Origin of the sequence: Streptomyces sp. NBC_00236, from assembly GCF_036195045.1 — a bacterium.
In the GTDB taxonomy this organism is placed as follows: domain Bacteria; phylum Actinomycetota; class Actinomycetes; order Streptomycetales; family Streptomycetaceae; genus Streptomyces.
The window spans coordinates 3355578-3378975 of sequence record NZ_CP108100.1; the positions used below are offsets into that span (position 1 = coordinate 3355578).

Annotated in this window: 20 protein-coding genes and 1 pseudogene; 10 read left to right on the forward strand and 11 right to left on the reverse strand. The window is 70.2% G+C overall.

Features of this window, described 5'->3' with window-relative positions; all coding sequences use genetic code 11:
• Positions 1 to 49: 49 nt before the first annotated feature.
• Positions 50 to 2800, reverse strand: coding sequence for a penicillin acylase family protein (locus tag OG446_RS15005; protein WP_328894515.1), 2751 nt, complete (start codon positions 2798 to 2800; stop codon positions 50 to 52).
• 280 nt (positions 2801 to 3080) lie between these two features.
• Here OG446_RS15005 and OG446_RS15010 point away from each other — a divergent pair, with 280 nt between their 5' ends.
• The 6 genes from OG446_RS15010 (at position 3081) to OG446_RS15035 (ending at position 9186) form a co-directional block, all read left to right on the forward strand.
• Complete coding sequence (locus OG446_RS15010; protein WP_328894516.1) at positions 3081 to 4643, forward strand: potassium/proton antiporter; 1563 nt, start codon at positions 3081 to 3083, stop codon at positions 4641 to 4643.
• Between the two features lie 303 nt (positions 4644 to 4946).
• Entirely contained in the window at positions 4947 to 6230 is a 1284-nt protein-coding gene (locus tag OG446_RS15015; RefSeq protein WP_328894517.1) for an MFS transporter, read from the forward strand.
• A gap of 66 nt (positions 6231 to 6296) precedes the next feature.
• Complete coding sequence (locus OG446_RS15020) at positions 6297 to 6671, forward strand: FmdB family zinc ribbon protein (RefSeq protein ID WP_326661164.1); 375 nt, start codon at positions 6297 to 6299, stop codon at positions 6669 to 6671.
• A 118-nt stretch (positions 6672 to 6789) separates the two neighbouring features.
• Positions 6790 to 7623 (forward strand): S-methyl-5'-thioadenosine phosphorylase, encoded by an 834-nt coding sequence (locus tag OG446_RS15025; protein WP_328894518.1) that lies wholly within the window; start codon positions 6790 to 6792, stop codon positions 7621 to 7623.
• 312 nt (positions 7624 to 7935) lie between these two features.
• Positions 7936 to 8517 carry a hypothetical protein gene (locus OG446_RS15030; protein ID WP_328894519.1) on the forward strand — a complete coding sequence of 194 codons (582 nt, stop codon included), beginning with the start codon at positions 7936 to 7938 and terminating at the stop codon, positions 8515 to 8517.
• A 123-nt stretch (positions 8518 to 8640) separates the two neighbouring features.
• The gene (locus tag OG446_RS15035; RefSeq protein WP_328894520.1) at positions 8641 to 9186 is read left to right on the forward strand and encodes a large conductance mechanosensitive channel protein MscL; all 546 of its coding nucleotides are present in this window, start codon (positions 8641 to 8643) and stop codon (positions 9184 to 9186) included.
• Between the two features lie 25 nt (positions 9187 to 9211).
• Here the strand turns inward: OG446_RS15035 and OG446_RS15040 are convergent, their stop codons facing one another.
• The 8 genes and pseudogenes from OG446_RS15040 to OG446_RS15075 all read right to left on the reverse strand — a co-directional run.
• Positions 9212 to 9421 (reverse strand): hypothetical protein, encoded by a 210-nt coding sequence (locus OG446_RS15040; RefSeq protein WP_148019148.1) that lies wholly within the window; start codon positions 9419 to 9421, stop codon positions 9212 to 9214.
• Between the two features lie 93 nt (positions 9422 to 9514).
• On the reverse strand, positions 9515 to 9892 hold the full coding sequence (locus OG446_RS15045; protein ID WP_328894521.1) for a hypothetical protein: 378 nt from the start codon (positions 9890 to 9892) through the stop codon (positions 9515 to 9517).
• Positions 9889 to 10602, reverse strand: coding sequence for a Rieske (2Fe-2S) protein (locus OG446_RS15050; RefSeq protein ID WP_328894522.1), 714 nt, complete (start codon positions 10600 to 10602; stop codon positions 9889 to 9891). Before OG446_RS15050 ends, OG446_RS15045 begins: the two co-directional genes overlap by 4 nt.
• Positions 10599 to 11201 (reverse strand): 4Fe-4S dicluster domain-containing protein, encoded by a 603-nt coding sequence (locus tag OG446_RS15055; RefSeq protein WP_136327991.1) that lies wholly within the window; start codon positions 11199 to 11201, stop codon positions 10599 to 10601. Before OG446_RS15055 ends, OG446_RS15050 begins: the two co-directional genes overlap by 4 nt.
• A gap of 7 nt (positions 11202 to 11208) precedes the next feature.
• Complete coding sequence (locus tag OG446_RS15060) at positions 11209 to 13533, reverse strand: molybdopterin oxidoreductase family protein (RefSeq protein ID WP_328894523.1); 2325 nt, start codon at positions 13531 to 13533, stop codon at positions 11209 to 11211.
• The gene (locus tag OG446_RS15065) at positions 13530 to 14681 is read right to left on the reverse strand and encodes an MFS transporter (RefSeq protein WP_328894524.1); all 1152 of its coding nucleotides are present in this window, start codon (positions 14679 to 14681) and stop codon (positions 13530 to 13532) included. The genes OG446_RS15060 and OG446_RS15065 overlap by 4 nt, the downstream gene beginning before the upstream one ends.
• A gap of 103 nt (positions 14682 to 14784) precedes the next feature.
• Positions 14785 to 15597, reverse strand: a complete 813-nt coding sequence (gene pflA / locus OG446_RS15070) for a pyruvate formate-lyase-activating protein (protein ID WP_328894525.1) — start codon at positions 15595 to 15597, stop codon at positions 14785 to 14787.
• Positions 15598 to 15744: 147 nt separating this feature from the next.
• Positions 15745 to 16435, reverse strand: a pseudogene (locus OG446_RS15075) (glycine radical domain-containing protein); the annotation flags it as partial.
• Positions 16436 to 16814: 379 nt separating this feature from the next.
• Between OG446_RS15075 and OG446_RS15080 the strand changes: the two are divergent.
• Positions 16815 to 17960 carry a P1 family peptidase gene (locus tag OG446_RS15080; protein ID WP_328894526.1) on the forward strand — a complete coding sequence of 382 codons (1146 nt, stop codon included), beginning with the start codon at positions 16815 to 16817 and terminating at the stop codon, positions 17958 to 17960.
• A gap of 133 nt (positions 17961 to 18093) precedes the next feature.
• Positions 18094 to 18873, forward strand: coding sequence for a DUF6227 family protein (locus OG446_RS15085; RefSeq protein ID WP_328894527.1), 780 nt, complete (start codon positions 18094 to 18096; stop codon positions 18871 to 18873).
• A gap of 116 nt (positions 18874 to 18989) precedes the next feature.
• On the opposite strand, the gene OG446_RS15090 is transcribed toward OG446_RS15085, so the two are convergent.
• Complete coding sequence (locus OG446_RS15090) at positions 18990 to 20531, reverse strand: MFS transporter (protein WP_328894528.1); 1542 nt, start codon at positions 20529 to 20531, stop codon at positions 18990 to 18992.
• Between the two features lie 62 nt (positions 20532 to 20593).
• Here OG446_RS15090 and OG446_RS15095 point away from each other — a divergent pair, with 62 nt between their 5' ends.
• Positions 20594 to 21562 (forward strand): helix-turn-helix transcriptional regulator, encoded by a 969-nt coding sequence (locus OG446_RS15095; protein ID WP_328898305.1) that lies wholly within the window; start codon positions 20594 to 20596, stop codon positions 21560 to 21562.
• A gap of 126 nt (positions 21563 to 21688) precedes the next feature.
• Here OG446_RS15095 and OG446_RS15100 read toward each other — a convergent pair whose 3' ends face one another.
• Positions 21689 to 22687: a sigma-70 family RNA polymerase sigma factor gene (locus tag OG446_RS15100; protein ID WP_328894529.1), complete on the reverse strand. Its 999-nt coding sequence runs from the start codon at positions 22685 to 22687 to the stop codon at positions 21689 to 21691.
• 148 nt (positions 22688 to 22835) lie between these two features.
• Between OG446_RS15100 and OG446_RS15105 the strand changes: the two genes are divergently transcribed.
• Positions 22836 to 23384: a GNAT family N-acetyltransferase gene (locus tag OG446_RS15105; protein ID WP_328894530.1), complete on the forward strand. Its 549-nt coding sequence runs from the start codon at positions 22836 to 22838 to the stop codon at positions 23382 to 23384.
• The last annotated feature ends 14 nt before the right edge of the window (positions 23385 to 23398 follow it).

Consider the following 23398-nt stretch of genomic DNA (forward strand, 5'->3'; position numbering starts at 1 on the left):
CCGGGCCGCGGGGCTCCGGAGCAAGCCCCCGGAGCCCCGCGGCCCGCCCCTACGGTTTCAGCGTCAGCGTGTCCTTCGTCGCCCCGGCCACCGCGTTCGTCCCGAAGGACCAGTCGAGCAGTTCGCCGTTGACCCACTTGTCGGTCTGGTCGGTGTAGTGCGCGCTGAACGCGTGCCCGGAGGCGCCGGTGAGGTTGATCCAGCGGGACTTGTCCCAGTCCCCCACGTTGACGACCATCCGCATCGACGGGACCCAGACGACCTCGTAGCCGCCGGCCGCGTTCCAGCCGGTGGCGTTCACCGCGGCCTCGCCGCCGCCGAGGTTCCAGGGGCCGCGGTTGAGCGCCCGCTGGAGCAGTCCGGGACCTTCGGTGCCGAGGGTCTGGTTCTTCAGGGTCAGCTGGTGCAGCCGGCCCCAGCTCCACGTGGTGATGTCCTTGCCGAGCTTGGCGGTCAGCTCCCAGCGAGCGTCCTCCATGGCGCGGGCGAAGAGCTCCTCGCGGTTGTCGGTCGCCCGGTCCTTGCGGTTCGCGGGCGCCTTCCACCAGGCGCTGTCCGGCTTGTCCATGAGGTTGGCGACCACCTGGTACCAGCGGTCACCGCCGTCCGGCTGCGCCGAGTCGGCGTCGCGCTGGCCGCATTCGCGTACCAGCCGGTCCTGCTCGTCGACCGGACCCGAGCTCTTGGCCGGGGGCACGTTCAGGCACTCGCCCTCGACGCGCATCTCCTTGGGCAGCTTGTCACCGAAGGCCAGCTTGAGGATGTTGCGCCAGACCGCGTTGAAGTACGCGGCGGCCGCCGAGTCGGCCTCCTGGGTGTAGTCCCAGCCCTCCAGCAGCTTCTGCGCCTCGCGGATGTCCTTGTCCGAGATGTTGATCTTCATCAGCTCGGGCACCAGCAGCGCGGCGATCTCGCTGGTGTTGTCCATCTGCATCTTCTGCATGTCCTCGGTCGAGATCTTCCCGCCGCCCTTGATCTTCGACTCGATGAGGTCGTTGATCCGCTGACTGCGGCTGCCGTAGCCCCAGTCCTTGGTGAGCAGGTGCTCGTACTTGTCCTCGTCGATCACGGCCTGGTTGGCGGTGACGATGTAGCCGCGCGCCGGGTCGTACTCGTAGGGCAGCTCGTCGAACGGGATCGGGTCCTTCTTCCAGCCGTACGACGAGGACCAGCCGGGGCTGGGCATCGTGCCGTCACCGGACTTGCGGACCGGGATCTTCCCCGGCGCCTGGTAGCCGATGTGGCCCTCGGTGTCGGCGTAGATGAGGTTCTGCGAGGGAACCTCGAAGTGCTGGGCCGCGGCGCGGAAGGAGGTGAAGTCCTTGGCCCGGTTCAGCTCGAAGACGGCGTCCATGGAGTGACCCGGCTCCAGCGCGGTCCACTTCAGGGCCACTCCGTAGCCGTCCGCCCGGTCGGGGGCGGCATTGCTGACGGGGGCCTTCTGGCCGACCTTCTCCAGCTCGCCGCTGCGGTCGGAGACCAGCGGGCCGTTGTTGGTCTCGCGCACGGTGATGTGCCGGCTGTCGCCGCCCGCGACCTTGATGGTCTCCTCGCGGACGGTGAAGGGCTTCACCTTGCCGTCGTACAGGTAGCCGTCGCCCGAGACCTTCTCCAGGAAGAGGTCGGTGACGTCGGCGCCGAGGTTGGTGAAGCCCCAGGCGATGTCCTGGTTGTGGCCGATGATCACACCGGGCATACCGGAGAACGTGTAGCCGGCGGTGTCGTACTTGCAGGTCGCCGAGACGGCGCGGCAGTGCAGCCCCATCTGGTACCAGAGCGAGGGAAGCTGCGGCGCCAGGTGCGGGTCGTTGGCGAGCAGCGGCTTGCCGGTGGTCGTGTACTTGCCCGCGACGACCCAGGAGTTCGACCCGATGCCGTTGCCGTTGGGGCCCAGCAGCGCGGGGATCTCGTCAAGGGTGTCGGAGAGCGCGCCGAGCTGGGAGGTGAGGCCCTCGGTTGCGCCCTCGGCCGTCGCCGAGCCGATGCCGTCCGACGGTGTCGCCTCCGGGTCGAACTTCCCGGTGGCCGGGGAGATCCCGCCCTCGCTGACGATCGGCTTGTGCTTGTCGTACGGGTAGGCCGGGTACAGGTCCTCGATCTGGTCCGCGTCGAGCCGGCTGGTCATCAGCGAACGGTCGATCTCGTCCTGCATGTTGCCGCGGAGGTCCCAGGCCATGGCCTTCAGCCAGGCGACCGAGTCGACCGGGGTCCACTCGGTGGGCTTGTAGTCGTTGGTGAAGCCGAGGGCCGCGTACTCGACGGAGATGTCCTTGCCGTCGCGGCCCTTGAGGTAGGCGTTCACGCCGTCCGCGTACGACTGGAGGTTCTTCTTCGTCTCGTCCGACAGGACGGTGTCGTACTCCTCCTGCGCGACCTTGCGCCAGCCCAGCGTGCGAAGGAAGGAGTCGGTCTCGACCTGGCCGGAGCCGAACATCTCGGAGAGCCGGCCGGCCGTCATGTGGCGGCGGACGTCCATCTCCCAGAAGCGGTCCTGCGCCTGGACGAACCCCTGGGCGCGGAACAGGTCGGCGTCGGAGTCCGCGTAGATCTGCGGGATTCCGTAGCTGTCGCGCTTGACCTCGACGTTGCTGTCGAGTCCGGCGAGCTGGATCGTCCCGTTGGTCTGCGGGTACGAGGCTCGCACAGTGGATACGGACCAGTACGTTCCGTAACCGATACCCGCGACGAGCGCCAGCACCAGGACGATCACGATCAGGCGGGCGCGTCGCCCCTTCTTCTTGCGCGGCCCGCCGCCGGCGGAACCGGTGGAGCCGGAAGAGGCGGTTGTGTTGGCGGGCATCGCTGTCCTTCGAGGGGCAGGGTGGTCCTGGGAGTGCAGGAGCAACCATAGGCGCAGCGTCGAGGCCGGTCCGACGCGGTATGGGGATCGTTCGAATTGCGTAGCGATCGCACGAACACTCGAAGGCATCAAGAAAACGTTAAAGATTAGGTAAGGTAACGAAGTACCACCGTGCTACCGGAAGTCGATCCGGCAGGCGTACGCAGGGAAGGACCGGCCACTGACTGTCCACGCGCTCAACGAACTCCTGCTCGTCTGCTCGCTTGTCCTGCTCGTCGCGGTGGCGGCGGTACGCATCTCGTCGCGCAGCGGGCTCCCCAGCCTGCTCCTGTATCTCGGCATCGGGATCGCCATGGGGCAGGACGGGTTCTTCGACGTCAAGTTCGACAACGCCGAACTGACGCAGGTGATCGGCTACGCGGCCCTGGTCGTGATCCTCGCCGAGGGCGGCCTCGGCACGAAGTGGAAAGAGATCAAACCCGCGCTGCCCGCGGCCGTCGTCCTCTCGCTCGTCGGCGTCGGCGTGAGCGTGGGCGTGACCGCGGCCGGAGCGCACTACCTGGTCGGCCTGGAATGGCGGCAGGCGCTGATCATCGGCGCGGTCGTCTCCTCCACGGACGCCGCCGCCGTCTTCTCCGTCCTGCGCAAGGTGCCGCTGCCCGCCCGGATCACCGGCGTCCTGGAGGCCGAATCCGGCTTCAACGACGCCCCCGTGGTGATCCTCGTCGTGGCCTTCTCGACCGTGGGACCGGTCGACCACTGGTACGTGCTGGTCGGCGAGATAGCCCTGGAGCTGGCGATCGGCGCCGCGATCGGCATCGCGGTCGGCTGGCTCGGCTCGTACGGACTGAGGCATGTGGCCCTGCCCGCCTCGGGGCTCTACCCGATCGCCGTGATGGCCATCGCGGTGTCCGCGTACGCGGCGGGCGCGATGCTCCACGGAAGCGGATTCCTCGCCGTCTACCTCGCCGCGATGATCCTCGGCAACGCCAAGCTGCCGCACTGGCCCGCCACCCGCGGCTTCGCCGACGGGCTCGGCTGGCTGGCCCAGATCGGCATGTTCGTCCTGCTCGGGCTGCTGGTCACCCCGCACGACCTGATCGACGACTTCTGGCCCGCCGTCGTGGTGGGACTGGTGCTGACCGTGGTGGCCCGCCCGCTGGAGGTCTTCATCTCGCTGGCGCCCTTCCGGCTGCCGTGGCAGGAGAAGGCCCTCATGTCCTGGGCCGGCCTGCGCGGCGCGGTGCCCATCATCCTGGCGACCATTCCCATGGTGTCCGGAATCGAGGGCTCCACCCGGGTCTTCAACATCGTCTTCGTCCTCGTCGTCGTCTACACCCTCATCCAGGGACCGACGCTGCCCTGGCTCGCGAAGGCCCTCAAGATCGCCGACGACCCGTCCGAGGCGGCCGACCTGGGCATCGAGTCGGCACCCCTGGAACGGCTGCGCGGTCATCTGCTCTCGGTCGCCATCCCCGCCAAGTCGAAGATGCACGGCGTCGAGGTCGGCGAACTGCGGCTGCCCGCCGGAGCGGCGGTGACGCTGATCGTCCGGGACGGCAAGAGCTTCGTGCCCGCACCCTCGACCGTGCTGCGCCGCGGCGACGAACTGCTGGTCGTGACGACCGACCCCGTACGCGACGCGACGGAGGCCCGGCTGCGCGCGATCGGCGAGGGCGGCAAGCTGGCCGGCTGGCTGGGAACCGGCGGGAACGCCGCGGACGAGACCCTCGCCGGACCGAACGTGGCCAACGCGCTCAAAGCGGTGAAGAAGCTGGGCAGGACGGACGACCATCGGAAGCACGACGGCCGGACCTCCCGGGATGCCAAGGCGCACCACTGAGGACACACCCGCGTTCACAGGTCAAAAGGGTCGAGTTGGACACAATCACAGGTGCTCCAGGGCTTTTGCCTGTAGCATAAAGAAAACCTAGATCGACCTATTTGATCCACCAACTCTGCCTGACGCAGAGCTGGCGCGACCGTATGGCGGTCGTGGCGTCCTCCGCCTTCTGCGAGCGCCCGGCATCTACCGCAGTTCCGCGCGAAGAGGACAGCTCTCGGCAGCTCCTGACCGGGTCGGCACACACGCGTGCCTGCCGGTACTACAGGGGCACGGCCACCAGGCGGCAGAAAGGCAAGGACCGTGGCATCCACGGTCTCCGACCGCCCCGGATACGGGCAGTTGCTGCGCACTCCGGGTGCGTGGACCTTCCTCCTGCCGGGCTTCGCCGCACGGCAGCCCTTCGCGATGCTGACCATCGGCATCGTCCTGCTCGTCCAGCACACCACCGGTTCGTACGGCAGCGCCGGCGCCGTCGCCGCCGTGACCGGGGTCTCCATGGCCCTGTTCGCTCCGCAGACCGGCAAGCTCGCCGACCGCTTCGGGCAGCGCGCCGTGCTGCTGCCCGGCGTCCTCGTGCACACGGCGTCCGTCTCGGGCCTGACCGCGCTGGCGCTGGCGGGCGCCCCGATGTGGGCGCTGTTCGCCGCGGCCGTTCCGACGGGTGCCTCCGTCCCGCAGATCGGACCGATGGTCCGGGCCCGCTGGGCCGCCGTGCTCGGGGCGGCACCGGGCCGGGAGGCGTCGCCGCTCATGTCGACCGCGGCGGCCTTCGAATCGGTGACGGACGAGTTCACCTTCGTCATCGGTCCGGTCCTCGCCACCGCGCTGTGCACCGGAGTGCACCCGGCGGCGGGCCTGATCGCCGAAGCCGCCCTGACCCTGTTCGGCGGCCTGTTCTTCGCCGCGCAGCGTGCCACTCAGCCCTCGGTGCGCACCACCGGCCCCGCCGGTTCGCAGCGGCACGCCTCCGCGCTCTCCATCCCCGGCGTACGCGTGCTCGCCGTGGCATTCCTCGGGATCGGCGCGGTCTTCGGCGGGATGCAGGTCTCGCTGACCGCCTTCGCCGAGGAGATCGGCAGCCCCGGGGCGAACGGTCTGCTGTACGGGATCTTCGCGGCCGGCAACATGCTGGCCGGGATCGCCTGCGGCGCCATCGCCTGGAAGACCGGCCCGCGACGCCGGCTGATCGCCGGATACGCGGCCCTGACCCTCACCGCGTCGGGCCTGTGGGCGGTGCACTCCGTGCCCCTGCTGGCCGGGCTCGGACTGCTGGTCGGCCTCTCCATCGCACCCGCCCTGATCAGCGGCTACACCCTGGTCGAGGCCCTGGTGCCGGGCTCCGCACGGACCGAGGCGTTCACCTGGCTGACGGGTGCGGTCGCACTCGGCCAGGCGGCCGCGGTGACGGTGGCCGGGAGGCTCGCGGACGCCCATGGCGCAAGCACCGGATTCCTGGTGCCGCTGGTGGGCACGGTGCTGGCTCTGGTGACGCTGGTGGCGCTGCGCTCGCGGCTGCTCCCGAGGTCTTCGGGGCGGACCGTGGCACGTGGGATCGGTCACCGCGGACCGGTCACGGTGGACTGATCCAGCGGAATACGTCAGTATGGAGCGTCGTTAGCACTCATCGAGTCAGAGTGCCAGGAGGAACAAGTGCCGACCTATCAGTACCAGTGCACCGAGTGTGGCGAGGGCCTCGAAGCGGTGCAGAAGTTCACCGATGACGCCCTCACGGTGTGCCCGAGCTGCGATGGACGCCTGAAGAAGGTGTTCTCGGCGGTCGGCATCGTGTTCAAGGGTTCCGGTTTCTACCGGAATGACAGCCGCGGATCCTCGTCGAGCAGCACGCCGGCCCCGGCCGCTGCGAAGGCCTCGGGTTCCGGATCGTCGTCCTCGACGGGATCGGACGCGAAGTCGTCGTCCTCGTCGTCGACGTCCTCCTCCGGTTCGTCCGGCTCCTCGACGGCGTCTTCCTCGTCGTCGTCCTCTTCTTCTTCGTCCTCGTCGAGCGGTTCGTCGGCCGCCTGAGGCGCCTGTCCGACCGTCACACCTGGCTTCACCGGGACCCTGCCGATTCACTCGGTGGGGTCCTCGGCGTTTCCCGCCCGGCTGCCTCGCGCGCCGGGCGAACGCCTACTGTGACCGCATGGTGAACGCAGAGATCGGTGTGATCGGCGGTTCGGGGCTGTACTCCTTCCTGGAGGACGTCACCGAGGTACGCGTGGAGACCCCTTACGGAGCGCCGAGCGACTCCGTCTTCCTGGGTGAGATCGGCGGCCGCCGGGTCGCCTTCCTCCCCCGTCACGGCCGCGGCCACCATGTGCCGCCGCACCGCATCAACTACCGCGCCAACCTGTGGGCGCTGCGCTCGGTCGGCGTACGCCAGGTGCTCGGCCCGTGCGCGGTGGGCGGACTGCGGCCGGAGTACGGGCCGGGGACGCTGCTCGTCCCGGACCAGCTGGTCGACCGTACGAAGACCCGTGTCCAGACGTTCTACGACGGGGAGACCCGGCCGGACGGAGTGGCGCCGAAGGTGGTGCACCTGGGCTTCGCGGACCCGTACTGCCCCGAGGGGCGCAAGGCCGCCCTCGCGGCGGCTCGCGGACGGGACTGGGAAGCGGTGGACGGCGGGACGCTCGTGGTCGTCGAGGGGCCGCGGTTCTCGACCCGTGCGGAGTCGCGCTGGCATGCGGCGATGGGCTGGTCGGTGGTCGGCATGACCGGTCACCCCGAGGCCGTTCTCGCCCGTGAGCTGGGCCTCTGCTACACGACGATGACACTGGTGACGGACCTGGACGCGGGCGCGGAGGCCGGCGAGGGCGTCTCCCACGAGGAGGTGCTCAAGGTGTTCGCGGCCAATGTCGACCGGTTGCGTTCGGTGCTCTTCGACGCGGTGGCCGCGCTGCCGGCGGAAGCGGACCGGAGCTGTCCGTGCGCGCACGCGCTGGACGGGATCGAGACGGGGATCGAGCTGCCGTAGGCGCTCGGCGCCTGGGGTCGCTCAAAGCGCCTGGGGTCTCGTGAGCGGGTGAGGTTCCTTGAGCGGGTGAGGTCTCGTGAGCGGGTGAGGTCTCGTGAGCGGGCGAGGTCTCGTGAGCGGGCAAGGTCGCTTGAGCGGGTGAGGGAGTTTTCCACATCGTGTGGGCCGTCCACAGGGCTCAGCGGGAATCTCGCGGGTGGTGAATCGTGGGTGCTGTGCGGCCGGTCCTCTCCGGCCGCCGGACCGCTCGATCCGATTCATCTGCACGCGTTCCCCTGTCCCTGAACTCCCCTACCGCAGGCGGTGTTTGGCATGTCTCCGTACGGCTCCCCCTCTCCCCTCTCCACGCCCCCGTCCGCTCCGCCGCCCGGCGGGGTGCCGCCGTTCCCCCCGCTGCGGGTGCGCGGGGGCAGCGGCCGGCGGTTGCGGCGGGCGGTGTGGCGGCAGCGGCGGGCGATGGCCGCAGGGCTGGCCCTGACGGCTGCCGCACTGGCCGCTTCGGGGCTCGGTGGCGGAGCCGGGAGCGGGGACGGGGGCGGAGGCGGGGGCGGGGGCGGGCAGATCAGCGGGCGCGGTGCGGCCGATGCAGCCGGAACCGCCTCGCGCCGGGTGCCGCCGCCGGTCCGTCTGGTCTCCGCGCCCGTCCGGATCGCCGATGCGGAAACCGTCCGGCTGCTGCGCCCGGGAGACCGGGTCGACGTGATCGCGTCCGAAGGCACCGGAGCCGGCTCGCGGGTACTGGCGAAGGGGGCGCGGGTGACCCGGGTGCCGGCGGCGTCCGCCGAGGGCTCCACGGAGAACGGGGCGCTGATCGTGCTCTCCGTGCCGCGGGCGACGGCCACGACGCTGGCCGGTGCGGGAATCTCAGGCGGGTTTGCGGTGATCCTGTGTTGATTCGCACTGACGAACCATCACGTCACCTGACATCAGCCGTGGATGGGGTGGATTCCCCTTGTACTGCCGTAGGTTGCGGAACAGTTTGCTCCTCTTACGGCACATACGAAGGACGGCTCGGGCGTGAGCGAGAAGAAGAAAGTCAGTCTGCTGGAGGGCTTCAAGGCCTTCCTGACGCGCGGCAACGTGATCGATCTGGCGGTGGCCGTCGTCATCGGCGCCGCGTTCACGAACATCGTGAACGCCGTCGTCAAGGGCGTCATCAACCCGCTCGTCGGTGCGTTCGGCACCCAGGATCTGGAGAACTACAGCTCCTGTCTCAAGGGCCCCTGTGTGACGGACCCGAAGACGGGCGAGGCGACCGAGGGCATCCGGATCCTGTGGGGCTCGGTGCTCAGCGCCACCCTCAGCTTCCTGATCACCGCTGCCGTCGTCTACTTCCTGATGGTGCTCCCGATGGCGAAGTACCTCGCCAAGCGGGCTGCCATGCAGGCGGCGAAGGAAGGCGTGCAGGAGACGATGGAGGTGAGCGAGCTGGAGGTCCTGAAGGAGATCCGCGACGCTCTGGTCGCGCAGCGCAGCGGCGGCAGCAGCGGCAGCGGCGGCAGCGGCAGCGGCTCAGTGGAGGGGAACCGCGGCGAGGAGCCGGGGCGGGGCGACCTGACGTAGCGCCGCGGGCCTAGCGGGGGCGGGCTCAGACGTGGTGGGGCGGCTTCTCGTCGAGGAAGCGGGCCAGGTCGGCGGCGCTGCCACCGGAGGGGGCCCGCTCACCCCACCCCCGGTCCGTATCGTCCGCGGACTGCTGGTCCAGCGGATCGTCGAAGATCAGTGCCGGCTTGGGCTTCGGCCGGTCCGGCTCGCTCGGCTTCGAATCGCGCGGTCCGGGGGCGGGGGCGGTACTCATACCTCCCAGGGTACGGCCGCCCTGCGGAGGCGGGGACACCCTGAGCCCGCCTCCGGGCGCGGGCGGGGTGCCCTGCCCGGAGCACCGGCCCGGTCAGCGGTCCTTGGGGTCGAGCCACCAGAGGCCGAGCGCGACGAGGAACGACAGGCAGAGGAATCCGGCCCCCCACCAGGCGGTGCCGGTGTTGCCCTCCATGTATTCGTCGACGATGACCGTGAGCCCCCAGAGCTGCCCGATGACGACGGTCATGGCCAGGGTCAGCCGTGCCGTGAGTTTCGAGGACCGCTCCGGTTCCTGGTCGGTGCCCGCCCCCGGGCCGGGCCCGGTGTGGCGGACGCGCGGGTCGCCGTAGCCGCTGGTGGACCGGATCTGCGGGTAGCGCTCGTGGACGGGCCGGTTGAGTTCGGGCCGTGCGCTGCCCGGGTGGTACTCCGGGTAGTGCGGGCCGGGAGGCTGCTGCGCGTCGCTCATGTCCGCCTGCCGGGGGTCTCGGGCCGGGTGGCTCCGGTACGGGAGCTGCCGGCGGCCTCCGGGGCTTCGGCGCCCCCGCGGACTCCGGGGCAGCCGATCCGGGAGGCGAGGTCCGGGCGGTCGTCGCCGAGCTGGCGGCACAGCCCCTTCTCGATGCTCTCGCCGGAGCGGGTGGTGCCGACGGCCCAGATGCTGCCGTCCGTCTGCTCGGTGAGGACGACCTTGGGCAGCCCGCGGGGCGGCGGGCCGGCGGTGACCTCGCCGGTGCGGGCATCGAAGACGCCCTCGTGACAGGGGCAGTACAGCTCGCCCTCGGAACCCCGGTCCTTCCGCCACAGCACGGCGCAGGCCAGGTGGGTGCAGATCGCCGAATAGCCGACGAGGGTGCCGTCATCGAGCCGGACGGCGACGGCCTTGTCCTCCTCCTCCGGGTAGCTGAAGGCGAGGGACTCCCCGGGCAGCAGCTGGGAGCTGATCCGTTTCGGTGCCGGTGCCTTGTCGTCCTCGGGGTCACCGTGGCGCGGGAGCATGCCGGCCGCGACGCCGAGTCCGCCGACCGCGAGGCCGCCGGAGACGGTGGCGACGATGCGGAGGTAGTCCCGGCGGGTGGTCAGGGAGTCGGCGGCGATCCGGTCGTGGAGGGCCTCGCGCGGGTCCCCGGAGGACGGCTGCCGCGGGTCCCCGGGGGGCGGCTGTTCGGTGACGGTCATCGGCGGACGTCCTTCCCGTTGATCTCCACGACGGGCAGGCCGCCCGGCACCGGCCACTGGACCCGGTCGGCGGGCACGACCATGGCGACTCCGGTGCGGACCTCGGTCTCGCCGAAGACGAAGGTGTCGGCGACCTGGACGCCGGGGCGTTCGGCCTGGAGTTCCTCGACCGTTCCGTAGAAGAGCGCCCCGGTCGGGCAGACGGTGGCGCACATGGGGGCGAGACCGTAGGCGGTGCGGTCGTAGCAGAGGTTGCACTTCATCTGCAGCTTCGCCTGGAGGTCGATCTTCGGTACGCCGAAGGGGCAGGCGTTGACGCAGTTGGCGCAGCCGATGCAGCGGGTGGTGTCCGCCTGCTGCACCACCCCGTCCGCGGTCACCAGGATCGCGTCGGCGGGACAGACCTCGGCACAGGGGGCGACAGGGTCCTCGCAGTGCATGCAGACCGTGGGAAGGGAGGCGACGGACTGGCCCTCGTCGGTGTAGTCGAGGTGGATCATCGACTTGCCGCGGTGGGAGTCGCATTCCCGGCAGGCGGAGACACAGGCCTGGCAGCCGATGCAGCGCCCCGGGTCGATAAAGATCGTTCTGCCCATCATGCGGGCATCAGCTCCTCTCCGAGGTGCCACGGCCCTGCGGGGACGTGGGGGGCAGCGGGTCGGTGCGGGAGACCTGGGTCTCCGGGTAGGCGACGTGGCCCGGCGCGACCGGGGGCGCGGGTACCTCGTCGATCTTCTCGGCGTGCTCGATGCGGCAGGCGCACACCTTGTACTCGGGGATCTTGGAGCGGGGGTCCAGGGCGTCGATGGTCAGCGCGTTGGCGGCGGTGGGGACCGGCCAGTGGTACGGGATGAAGACGGTGTCGGGGCGGATCGCCTCGGTGACCAGGGCGGGGAAGACCTCGCTGCCGCGCCGGGTGACGACGCGGACCGGTTCGCCGTTGCGGAAGCCGTGGGAGGGGTGGACCTCGGCCCAGGGGCGTGGGGTCTGTTCGACGAGGGCGCCCAGGCGGCGGGTCTGATTGCCGGAGAGGAAGTGCGCGACGGTACGGCCGGTGGTGAGGGACATGGGGTGGTCGTCGTCGTACGGGTCCATCGGCAGGTGCCATTCGACGACCTGCATGTGGATCTTGCCGTCGGGGTGGTAGGTCCTGCCGTCCTCGAACAGCCGGGGGGTGCCGGGGTGATCGGTGGAGGGGCAGGGCCAGGCGATTCCGCCGGTCTCCTCCAGGCGTTCGTAGGTGATGCCGTAGTAGTCGTTGACGGTGCCGGCGGAGGCGGTCCGCAGTTCGTCGAAGACCTCGCGGGAGTCGGCGAAGGCGAACTTGTCGCCCGCGCCGAGACGCCTGGCGAGTTCGCACATCACCCAGGTGTCGGTCCGTACGCCGGGGGGCGGGTCCTGGGCCTTGTTGTGCTTGACCACCCGGGCCTCGGCATTGGCCATCACGCCTTCGTCCTCGGCCCAGGTGGTGACGGGGAAGACCACATGCGCGTTGGCCGCTGTCTCGGAGAGGAAGAAGTCGAATTGAGCGTGGAACTCAGCTGTGTCGTATCCCTCCTTGACCACCTTGTAGTTGGGCAGGGAGACGAAGGGGTTGTTGCAGATGCCGATCAGGCCGCGGATCTCGCGGCGCTGCATCTGCCAGACCATTTCCATCATCGAGGTGCCGGCGCGCGGGAGTTCGGACTCCTCGATGCCCCAGATCTCGCAGATCTGCCGGCGGTGCTCGTCGTTCATGATCGAGCGGCCGCCGGGCAGGAGGTCGGACTTCTGACCGTGCTCGCGGCCGCCCTGTCCGTTGCCCTGTCCGGTGATGGTGCCGTAGCCGGAGCCGGGCTTGCCGATGTGTCCGGTGGCGGTGCAGAGGTTGATCACGGTGAGGCAGTTCTCGACGCCCTGCGAGTGGTGCTCGATGCCGCGGGCGTGCCAGGCCATGGCCTTGGGCGCGCGGGCGAAGGTGCGGGCGACCTGGACGACCTGTTCGGCGGGGATTCCGCAGATCTCGGCGGCCCGGGACGGTGGGTACTCCGCGACCTTGGCCTTCACCTCCTCCCAGCCGGTGGCGTGGGCGGCGAGGTACGCCTCGTCGGTGAGGCCCTCCTCGATGATCACGTGGAGCACGGAGTTGAAGAACGCCGCGTCGGTCCCGGGCTTGAGGGCGACATGGATGTCGGCGGTCCGCGCGATGGCCGTCTCGCGCGGGTCGATGACGATCAGGCTGGCGCCGCGGTCCCGGGCGCCCCACACGTACTGGGTCATCACGGGGAAGCACTCGCCGACGTTGGAGCCCGCGATGAGCAGGCAGTCGGTGAGCAGGATGTCGGAGAAGGGGTTGCCGGCCCGGTCGATGCCGAAGGCGAGCTTGTTGGCGCCCGCCGCGCTGACCATGCAGAGCCGGCCGTTGTAGTCGACGTGCCGGGTCTTGAGGGCGACCCGGGCGAACTTGCCGACCAGATAGGTCTTCTCGGAGAAGAGGCTCGCCCCGCCGAGCAGCCCGAAGGCGTCGTTGCCGTAGGTCTGCTGGATGCGCTTGATCTCGGCGACGGTGAAGTCGAGCGCCTCGTCCCAGGAGACCTCCCGGAACTCCTCGTCGCGGGAGCGGCGCATGAGCGGGGCGGTGAGCCGGTCGGGGTGGTTGACCTGCTGGTACGCGTTGATGCCCTTGGGGCACAGGCGCATCCGGTTGATGTCGTGGTTGCGGGGTTCGACGCCGAAGACCTTGCCGCCGCGGTCGACGCGCAGATACATCCCGCACTGCACTCCGCAGAAGCAGCAGTGAGTGGGGACGAGCGTCTCGCCGTTCTGGTCGGCGTGCCACTTGTCGGCGGGGATGCCGCCGGCGTCCCGGAAGGCGCGGGTGCCGGGCGGGGCGAGGGAGGGGTCGAGGGGGACGACCGCACGGGTGTCGGCTGCTCGCGGGTCCGCGGTCACTTGAAGCCCTTCTTCACCTGGGAGAGATAGGCGCTGCCGCGCAGCACCCGCTTGCAGCGCGGGCAGTACTCGGCCCACTCGTCGAAGTCGAGGCTGAGGTCACGCATGGTGCCGCGGAGGTTCTCGACGTACGGGGTGGTGTCGATGGGTTCCTCGCAGCGGCGGCAGCTGAAGACCTCCTGGTCCTGCCGGCCGGTGTACTTGAACAGCTGCATGCCCACGGCGGCGGGGCGCTGGACGATGTGGAAGAACTTCCCGAACGGGATGTAGATGAGGGTGAAGACCACCGAGACCATGTGGAGGATCGCCAGGAACTCGTAGCCGCCGCCGTGCAGGAAGATCGACGAGAAGGTGAGGAGCAGGCCCGTCACGGAGATGACGATCAGCGCGATCAGCGGCACGAGGTCGTAGCCGAACCGCTGGCCGGTGATGGCGCCGCGGTCCTTCATCCGGCGCCACAGGAAGTAGGAGGCGCCGGGAATGACGAGGACGGCGGCGATGTCCAGGCCGTGGAACATCAGCCAGCCGAGGATGTCCAGGGAGTCGAAGCCGATGATCTTGAAGCCCCAGATACGCATCTCGTAACCGGGTCCGGATCCGGTGCCCGAGGTGAAGGTGAACCAGCCCCAGGTCAGCGGGAAGGTGATCAGGGACGCGAGGATGCACCCCCAGAAGATCAGCTGGTGGGCGGCCCAGCGGGCGTGGGAGCGGGCGCCGAGGAACTTCTGGAAGCCGAGGTAGGTGGCGATCATCTTCGGCAGGGCGGTGGGCGCCTTACGGAAGTTCTCGGCCGAGAAGAGGCTCCCCCAGCCCTTCTTGAACAGCCGTCGGGCGCCGGGTGCGGAGACCCAGACCGTGTAGCGGTAGGCGACGCCGAAGGCGAGGAAAACCGTGGCCACGGCGTACGGCAGCAGCGCGGAGTCGAAGTTCTCCAGGAATCTGCTGCCCAGCACGATGGCCACGATCAGCAGGAGGGAGACGATCACACCGGCCGCTGTCGCGCGGGCGGTGACGGACCGGGGGACGGCGGCGCCGGAGCGGGCGGATCCGCCGGCGGGCGGCGGGTCGACGGCCGCGCCGGCGGAACCGGTGGGGTCACCGGGGGCGGGCTGCGCTGCTGCGGCAGAGGCTTCTGGTGGCTCGGTCACCACGTCAGCGTAGGACCGTATGGGGATATTAGTCCTGTTTTATGTCCTTACGGGGTGAGCGCGTCGTGGCTCGTCGGTCTCCGGCGACGAGCCGGACGATCACTCACACGGCGTACAAGCCGTGCGAGGTGAAGATCTTGCGGGCGGCAGCGACCTGCCCGGGAGTGGGTGACGGGGTGCCGGAGAGGGTGAACGGTCTGCCCAGCGCCTGCCACTTCGCCTCGCCGAGCTTGTGGAAGGGGAGGACGTCGACGCGCGAGACGTTGCCGAGGGAGGCGGCGAAGGACGCGACACCGTCGACGTTGGCCGGGTCGTCGGTCAGTCCGGGGACCAGCACGAAGCGGACATGCACCTCCTTGCCGAGAGCGGCGAGGCGGTGGGCGAAGTCCAGGGTGGGCTCCAGCGGCCGGCCCGTGACCTCGCGGTAGGTGGCACGGTCCCAGGACTTGATGTCGAGCAGGACCAGATCGGCGTCGCGCAGCAGTGCGTCGGTGGCGCGCGCACCGAGGAAGCCGGAGGTGTCCAGTGCGGTGTGCAGCCCGAGCTCGTGCTTGTAGCGGTGCAGGAGCTCACCGGCGAAGACGGGCTGGAGCAGGGGTTCGCCGCCGCTGATGGTCGCTCCGCCGCCGGCCGCACGGATGAACGTCGTGTACTTGGCCGCCTCGGCGACCATGTCGTCGGCCGAGGTCCGGGTGCCGCTGCGCATCCGCATGGTGTCGGGGTTGTGGCAGTAGAGGCAGGTCAGCGGGCAGCCGGCCAGGAAGGTGACGAAGCGGGTGCCGGGACCGTCGACACCCGTCGACAGGTCCCACGAGTGGACCGAGCCGGAGACCGCCCGCTGTGTGACCGCGCCCGCCGGAGTGGCGGGGGCGACCGGGGAGGCAGGAGTGTCGGTGAGGTCGAGGAGGACGGCCATGACGGGACCTTCTTCGCGGAGGGTCTGCGGCCGGCTGGGGCCGCCGAGGGGAGCGCGCGACGCCGGGGCCATTACGGGGGGTGGGCACCCGGCGCCGCGCGGTTCAGGGGCTCGGGGGCCGCCGCTTCGGCGGTCCCCGAGCCGGGTTCAGAGTGAGCTGTGGAAGGTGCGGTTGATGACGTCGAGCTGCTGCTCGCGGGTCAGCCGCGTGAAGTTGACCGCGTATCCGGAGAACCCGGACGGTCAGCTGCGGGTAGTTCTCCGGGTGCTCCATGGCGTCCTGGAGGGTGGCCCGGTCGAGGACGTTGACGTTCATGTGGAAGCCGTCGCTCGCCGTGAATCCGTCCAGCACACCGGCGAGGTTGCGGACGCGCTCCTGCGGGGTCCGGCCGAGCGCGTCGGGCGTGATGGTGTGGGTCAGCGAGATGCCGTCCTCCGCGTCGTCGTACGGCAGCTTGGCGACCGAGAGGGCGGAGGCGATGTAACCGTGTTCGTCGCGCCCGTTCATCGGGTTGGCGCCGGGGGCGAACGGGGCGCCGGAACGGCGGCCGTCCGGGGTGTTGCCGGTCTTCTTGCCGTAGACCACGTTGGAGGTGATCGTCAGGACCGACTGGGTGTGCACGGCGTCGCGGTAGGTGGGGTGCTTGCGGATCTTCTCCATGAAGTCGCGGACGATGCCTCGCGCCAGGGCGTCGGCCCGTTCGTCGTTGTTCCCGTACGCCGGGTGGTCGCCCTCGATCTCGTAGTCCGTCGCCAGGCCGGTCTCGTCGCGGATCACCTTCACCCGGGCGTACTTGACGGCGGAGAGCGAGTCGGCGGCGACCGAGAGACCGGCGATGCTCGATCGCGTCGCGCCACAGTCCGCCCCTGAAGCCGTCCCAGGCTCCGCTGTCCGTGGTCGCCTCTGCCGCAGTCGCCGTCATGGCCCGCACCTTCCGCTGTCGTCCGCGCGTCTTCTTCGCCGCTGCGTCCATTGCACTCCCGATCAGCACGTCCGGCGGCCCGCATTGGTCCTCAGCGAAGTGTCGTTGGTCCCGTCGGCAGCCGGCAGGCGGCACGCGTACACCGTCCGAGCTGGGACTTCTTCCGGGACTTTGGACCATCGTTCGCTTGTGAATGCATTCACAAATATTTCGGTCCGTCCTGCTTCCCCTCACCGTCCGGCGGGTACGTTCACGATGCGCGCCCCCGAGAAGAGTCACCCCGAGGAGCACCGGATGACCGGCCAGGACACCCCAGCCCCCGCATCACCGCCTTCACCCGCACCGCACCGGCGGGACGCGCTGACCGATGTCGCCGGGATCCGCGTCGGGCACGCGCGGGTCGCGGGCGAAGGGGCGCTCAGCGGCACCACCGTGGTCCTCGCGCCCGAGGGCGGCGCGGTCGCGGCCGTCGACGTACGCGGCGGCGGACCGGGCACCCGCGAGACGGACGCGCTGGATCCGCGCAATCTGGTGCAGCGCATCGACGCCGTGGTCCTCACCGGCGGCAGCGCGTTCGGCCTGGACGCGGCGTCCGGGGTGATGGCCTGGCTGGAGGAACAGGGGCGCGGCGTGCGGGTCGGCGCCGATCCGTCCCAGGTGGTTCCGGTGGTCCCCGCCGCCTGCGTCTTCGACCTGGGAAGGGGCGGCGACTGGCGGGCCCGCCCGGACGCCTCGACGGGCCGGGCCGCGGTGGAGGACGCGGCGCGCACGGAGGCCGGGGCCGCGGTCGCGGAGGGCTGCGTCGGCGCGGGCACGGGTGCGGTCGCCGGGCAGTTGAAGGGCGGGGTGGGCACGGCGAGCGTCCGGCTGCCGTCCGGGATCACGGTGGCCGCCCTGGCGGTGGTGAACGCGGCGGGCTCCGTGCTCGATCCCCGCACCGGGGTGCTGTACGGGGAGTACGGGGGCGCCGAGCCGGCCCTCGCACCCGCGCCGGAGATCCACCAGGAGGCGCAACGGCGCCTGGCGCAGGCGCACGACGCGAACACGCGCCCCCCGCTCAACACCACGCTCGCCGTCGTCGCCACGGACGCCGACCTCGGCCGCGCGCAGGCGCAGAAGCTCGCGGGGACGGCCCACGACGGGCTGGCGCGCGCCGTCCGGCCCGTCCACCTGATGAATGACGGGGACACCGTCTTCGCCCTGGCCACCGGCGTCCGCACACTGGATCCGGCGAACCCGCTCGCCGTCAACGACCTGCTGGCGGCGGGTGCGGAGGCCGTGACGCGGGCCGTCGTGAAGGCGGTACGGGCGGCCACGGGCGTCAACGGCCGTGCCGGCGGCGGCACATACCTCGCGTACGGCGACCTCTACGACACACCACGGCAATCGGCGCGGCCACCGGACAATACGGGGCGCGGAGCCGACTCGCCGTCCAGTTAGGGAAGTTCGGGCGAACAGCGGGAACCTTCTGCGTGCACCGTACGTTTTTCCCAACCCCGGTCACGATGTCAGACCCAGGGACTACGTTGAGCACGCACCAAGTCACACGCGGCGACGGCCTGGAGACAGCACCTTGAGCGATCCGTACGAGACAACCGAGCAGCACCTCGAGCGAATCCTGCGACGGGCTCTCAATTCGTTCGACCTGCCCGACCGCACGGTCGAGCGGCTCGGCACCGCACTCGCCCACAGCAGTTCCCTGCACTCCTCGCACCACAGTCCCTCCCTGCACCGCGAGACCTACCGGCACACCTATCTGCTGGCCGACGGCACGCCGCTCGCCGTGTGGGAGCTTGTGCACAGCGGCCCGCGCCAGGCCGCCGCCCCGCGCGGCCCGGGGCACGGCGCGGAGCCGGGCCCGCTCCAGCACGAGCTGTACGACGACGAGGCGGACGCCCACATCGCGGCGGCCCGGCTGACCGGCGGCTTCTGCGACGGCCCGGTCTTCGGGCACGACGGACCGCAGGCCGACCTGGAGATCATCGACGCCCTGTTGGCCGCACCCCCCGCCCCGCTGCCCCGGATGTACGCCCCGGACAATTCCGCGGACCACGCCCGCCGGGTGCTGCGCCGGGCGGAGAACCGGAACGGGCCGGGCGAAGAGACGGCCCTCCTGCTGCGGGCGGCCTTCGCTCACCACATCACCCAGATCTTCGGCCGGCAGTGCCAGGTGGACGGGCGCGACGCGGGGTTCACGCTGTACGAGCACGCCTTCCTGCTGCTCGACGGCAGCGAGACGAGCCTGTGGGAGGTCGAGCACACGGCGACGCCGGACGGCCGTCACATGTGCGAGGTGTACGGCGACGAGGAGGCCGCGCGCGGCGCGATGGAGAGCCGCACGCGCATCTGCTGACGCGCGCGGCCCGGCCCCCGTATGACGGGCGGCCCGGGCCCGTCCGGACATGACGGTGCCCGCACCCCGGCCGGGGTGCGGGCACCGTCATGTTCTTCCGCTTCCGCTCCGCCCGCTCAGTGCGTCAGCACCGGCTCCTTGGCCGGCTCCTCGAACGGCTCGGCGCTCTCGTCGCCACCCTCCACGTGCTGCTTCGGACGGGCCGGCAGCGCGAACATCACCAGGAAGATCACCGCGAGCACACCGGCCACCCACCACAGCGACTGCTCGAAGGCGTCGGCGAACGCCGGACCGATCTCCGGCGGCGTCAGCTTGTCGCCCATCGCCCCGAAGAAGACGACCGAGACCAGGGCGAGCCCCAGCGCGTTGCCCATCTGCTGCACCGTGTTGAACAGTCCGGAGGCCGATCCCGCGTGCTCCTTCGGCACCTCGGACAGCACCGCGTCGGCCAGCGGGGCGACGATCAGCCCCATCCCGACACCCATGACCACCAGCGGCAGCGCCATCTGCCAGGACGTGATCGCCATGCCGTAGCGGCCGGACTCCCAGATGTAGAGCAGCAGACCGGCGATCATGAGCAGCGCCCCCGCCTGGAGCACCTTGCGACCGAAGCGCGGCACCAGTTTCTGCACGGAGATACCGGCGGCGAACGAGACGGCGATCGAGAACGGGATACCGGTCGTACCGGCCCGCAGCGCGCTCCAGCCGAGCCCCTCCTGCATGTACAGCGTCCAGACCAGGAAGAAGATCCCGAGGCCGATGCCGAAGGTCAGCTGCACGGCGATGCCCGCGGCGAAGCTCTTGACCCGGAACAGCGACAGCTCGACCAGCGGCGAACCGTCCCGGCGCGCCTTCACCCGCTCGAACAGCACGAGGCCGGCGAAGACCACGATGCTGCCGGCCATCGACAGGTAGCCCCAGAGCGGCCAGCCCAGTTCCTCGCCGCGGGTCAGCGGGTAGATGAGCATGAGCATCCCCAGCGTCACCAGCACCACACCGACCAGGTCGAGGCGGAGCGCCTGCGGCGCCTTGGACTCGGTGATGAACTTGCGGCCCAGGATCAGACCCGCGATGCCGACCGGCAGGTTGATCAGGAAGATCGGGCGCCATTCCAGACCGGCGATGTTCCACTCGGTGAGCAGTGCGCCGAGCAGCGGGCCGGACACGGCGCCGAGGCCGACGATCGCGCCGAAGAGGCCGAAGACCTTGCCGCGCTCGTGCGCCGGGAACGTGGCGTGCACGATGGACAGCACCTGCGGCACCATCAGTGCGGCCGTGCCGCCCTGGAGGATGCGCGAGGCGACGAGCATCTCCGGGTTGGCGGCGAATCCGCAGAGCGCGGAGGCCACGGTGAAGCCGCCGATCCCGATGAGGAAGAGCCGCTTGCGACCGTAGATGTCACCGAGCCGGCCACCGGTGATCAGACCGGCGGCGAAGGCCAGGGCGTACCCGGCGGTGATCCACTGGATCGAGCTGAACGAGGCTCCGGTGTCCGCCTTGATGCTCGGGATGGCGATGTTGACGATCGTGACGTCGACCAGGTCCATGAAGGCCGCGGTCATCACGATGGCCAGCGCGAACCACCGTCGGCGGTCCGACGGGTCCGGGGACGCCGTGGGAACGGCCGTCGGCGACGGCTGGGATGCGGAAGAAGTCATATGAAGAAGTTAAACGTCCATTAGGTCAGGTCATGACCCAATGGACGGGCATCCTGGGTGACATGACCGACACCCCGGCACGACTGCTGAATCTGCTGTCACTGCTCCAGACGCCGCGCGAGTGGCCGGGCAGTGAACTCGCCGACCGCCTCGACGTCAGCGCCCGCACCATCCGCCGCGACATCGACCGGCTCCGTGACCTGGGCTATCCCGTCGAGGCTTCGCGCGGCTCGGTCGGCGGCTACCGCCTCGTGGCCGGTACGGCGATGCCGCCGCTGCTGCTGGACGACGAGGAGGCGGTGGCCATCGCGGTGGGACTGCGGGCCGGGGCCGGCCACGCCATCGAGGGCGTCGACGAGGCCTCCGTACGGGCGCTGGCCAAGCTGGAACAGGTGCTGCCCTCACGGCTGCGCCACCGGGTCTCCACCCTGCAGAACGCGACGATGCCGCTGGCCCGGGGCGACGGCTCGACCATCGACCCGCAGACGCTGACCGTGATGGCGTCGGCGGTCACCGGGCGGGAGCGGCTGCGGTTCGGGTACCGGGCGGGGGACGGCGCGGAGACGCGACGGCAGGTGGAGCCGTACCGCCTGGTCAGCACGGGGTGGCGCTGGTATCTCGTCGCGTACGACCTGGAGCGGGAGGACTGGCGCACGTTCCGGGTCGACCGGGTGAGCGACCCGTTCGCAACAGGAGCCCGTTTCACACCGCGTGAGCTGCCCACCGGCGATGCGGCGGAGTTCCTCAGCCGCTCCATGGCGCGCCTCCAGCCGGAGCTGGAGGTCGACGTGAGCTTCGCGGCCCCCGCCGAGTTCGTCGCCTCACGGCTGCCCGCCTCGATGGGTCCGCTGGAGCAGAACGGCGAGCACGGCTGCCGGCTGCGGGCGGTGCTGACCGACTCGCTGGAATGGGTGGCCCTGCGCCTCGCACTGGTGGACTGCGAGTTCACCGCGCACCGGCCGCCTCAGCTGGTGACGTATCTGAACGACCTGGGCGGCAGGCTCACCCGCGCGGCGGCGCCCGGCTCATAGGGGCCCGCGCTCTCGCGGTCCGGAAAAAGGATGAGCCCCGGCGCCAGGGGGGGGTGGGCGCCGGGACTCAGCTTCAGGGGGCCGCCGATGTGAAGCGGCCCAATTCGGAGGTTACTGGACTCGGGCTCACGCCGCAGCGTCAAAGCCCGTGTCGTGAGCCATTCGCTTCAGTTCGAGCAGTGCGTGCTTCTCGATCTGGCGGATCCGCTCGCGGGTGAGCCCGTGCTGCTTGCCCACCTCGGTCAGGGTCCGCTCACGGCCGTCCTCGATGCCGTACCGCATACGGATGATCGATGCGGTGCGGTGGTCGAGCTTGCCGATCAGCTCCTCCAGCTCCTCACTGCGCAGCAGCGTCATCACGGACTGCTCGGGCGACACCGCGGAGGTGTCCTCCAGGAGGTCACCGAACTGTGTGTCGCCGGCGTCGTCCACCGACATGTTCAGACTGACCGGGTCACGGGCCCAGTCCAGGACGTCGCTGACCCGCGACGTGGTCGAGTCCAGCTCGGCGGCGATCTCCGAGTGCTCGGGATCGCGACCGTTCTCACGGTTGAACTCGCGCTGGACACGACGGATCCGGCCGAGCTCCTCCACCAGGTGGACGGGGAGCCGGATCGTGCGGGACTGGTCGGCTATGGAACGGGTGATGGCCTGCCGGATCCACCACGTCGCATACGTGGAGAACTTGAAGCCCTTGGCGTAGTCGAACTTCTCGACCGCGCGCACCAGGCCCGCGTTGCCCTCCTGGATCAGGTCGAGCAGGGGCAGCCCGGCCCTCGGATAGCGGCGGGCGACGGCAACGACGAGTCGGAGGTTGGAACGGATGAATATGTCCTTGGCGCGCTCGCCCTCGGCGACCAGCGCCTCCAGCTCCTCGCGCGAGGCCCCGCCGGCTTCGCTCTCCACCGCACCGTCGAGGACCTGCTGCGCGAAAACGCCTGCTTCCAGCGTCTGCGACAGCTCGACCTCCTTGGCGGCATCGAGCAGCGGCGTGCGCGCGATCTCGTCCAGGTACATGCCGACCAGGTCGCGATCGGCGATCTCCCCGCCCGCGGCGCGAACACTGCTTGCCCGGTTGGTCCCGCCGGTGGCGGACGAACGTCGGGCGACGGCACGGGTTGCCATGCGTGCTCCCTTGCTGAGTAGGTCGCGACACCCTTTCGGGTGCCCTGCATCCGATGGAAACAACGACTGGAATCCGGACAGAATTCCCATGACCGGCATTCATTTTCGCGATCATGCAGTACCCTGTCGCGCCGACAGGGGAGGGCACATGACACAGCTGGGCACGGAAGTGCAGGTCAGGCCGGGCGTCGAGAGCGATCTGGGCGCTCTGACGGACATCTACAACCATTACGTACGTGAGACCGCCCTCACATTCGACGTAACCCCCTTCACCCCCGAGCAGCGCCTGCCGTGGCTGCGCTCCCATCCTGAAGACGGCCCGCACCGGCTTCTGGTTGCCCAGGACGTCCGCCATGCGGACGGAGGGGCCGGGGCCCGGATCCTGGGCTACGCGACCAGCAGCGCGTTCCGCCCCAAGGCGGCGTACTCCACCTCCGTCGAGGTGAGCGTCTACTGCTCCCCCGACGCCACGGGCCGCGGCATCGGCACTCTCCTCTACACGGCACTCTTCGAGGCCCTCGCCGGTGAGGACCTGCGTCGCGCGTACGCGGGCATCACCCAGCCCAACGACTCCTCGGTCCGGCTGCACGAACGCTTCGGGTTCCGTCCCATCGGCACGTACACGGAGGTCGGCCGGAAGTTCGACCGGTACTGGGACGTGGCCTGGTACGAGAAACAACTGGGACCGCAGACCTAGTCCCGGCGCCCGCC

Coding starts and splice junctions, on each gene's coding strand:
- OG446_RS15005 (WP_328894515.1), bottom strand. CDS start 2,800: ATGCCCGCCAACACAACCGCCTCTTCCGGCTCCACCGGTTCCGCCGGC.
- OG446_RS15025 (WP_328894518.1), top strand. CDS start 6,790: ATGGTGAACGCAGAGATCGGTGTGATCGGCGGTTCGGGGCTGTACTCC.
- OG446_RS15030 (WP_328894519.1), top strand. CDS start 7,936: ATGTCTCCGTACGGCTCCCCCTCTCCCCTCTCCACGCCCCCGTCCGCT.
- OG446_RS15040 (WP_148019148.1), bottom strand. CDS start 9,421: ATGAGTACCGCCCCCGCCCCCGGACCGCGCGATTCGAAGCCGAGCGAG.
- OG446_RS15045 (WP_328894521.1), bottom strand. CDS start 9,892: ATGAGCGACGCGCAGCAGCCTCCCGGCCCGCACTACCCGGAGTACCAC.
- OG446_RS15050 (WP_328894522.1), bottom strand. CDS start 10,602: ATGACCGTCACCGAACAGCCGCCCCCCGGGGACCCGCGGCAGCCGTCC.
- OG446_RS15055 (WP_136327991.1), bottom strand. CDS start 11,201: ATGATGGGCAGAACGATCTTTATCGACCCGGGGCGCTGCATCGGCTGC.
- pflA (WP_328894525.1), bottom strand. CDS start 15,597: ATGGCCGTCCTCCTCGACCTCACCGACACTCCTGCCTCCCCGGTCGCC.
- OG446_RS15080 (WP_328894526.1), top strand. CDS start 16,815: ATGACCGGCCAGGACACCCCAGCCCCCGCATCACCGCCTTCACCCGCA.
- OG446_RS15090 (WP_328894528.1), bottom strand. CDS start 20,531: ATGACTTCTTCCGCATCCCAGCCGTCGCCGACGGCCGTTCCCACGGCG.
- OG446_RS15095 (WP_328898305.1), top strand. CDS start 20,594: ATGACCGACACCCCGGCACGACTGCTGAATCTGCTGTCACTGCTCCAG.
- OG446_RS15100 (WP_328894529.1), bottom strand. CDS start 22,687: ATGGCAACCCGTGCCGTCGCCCGACGTTCGTCCGCCACCGGCGGGACC.
- OG446_RS15105 (WP_328894530.1), top strand. CDS start 22,836: ATGACACAGCTGGGCACGGAAGTGCAGGTCAGGCCGGGCGTCGAGAGC.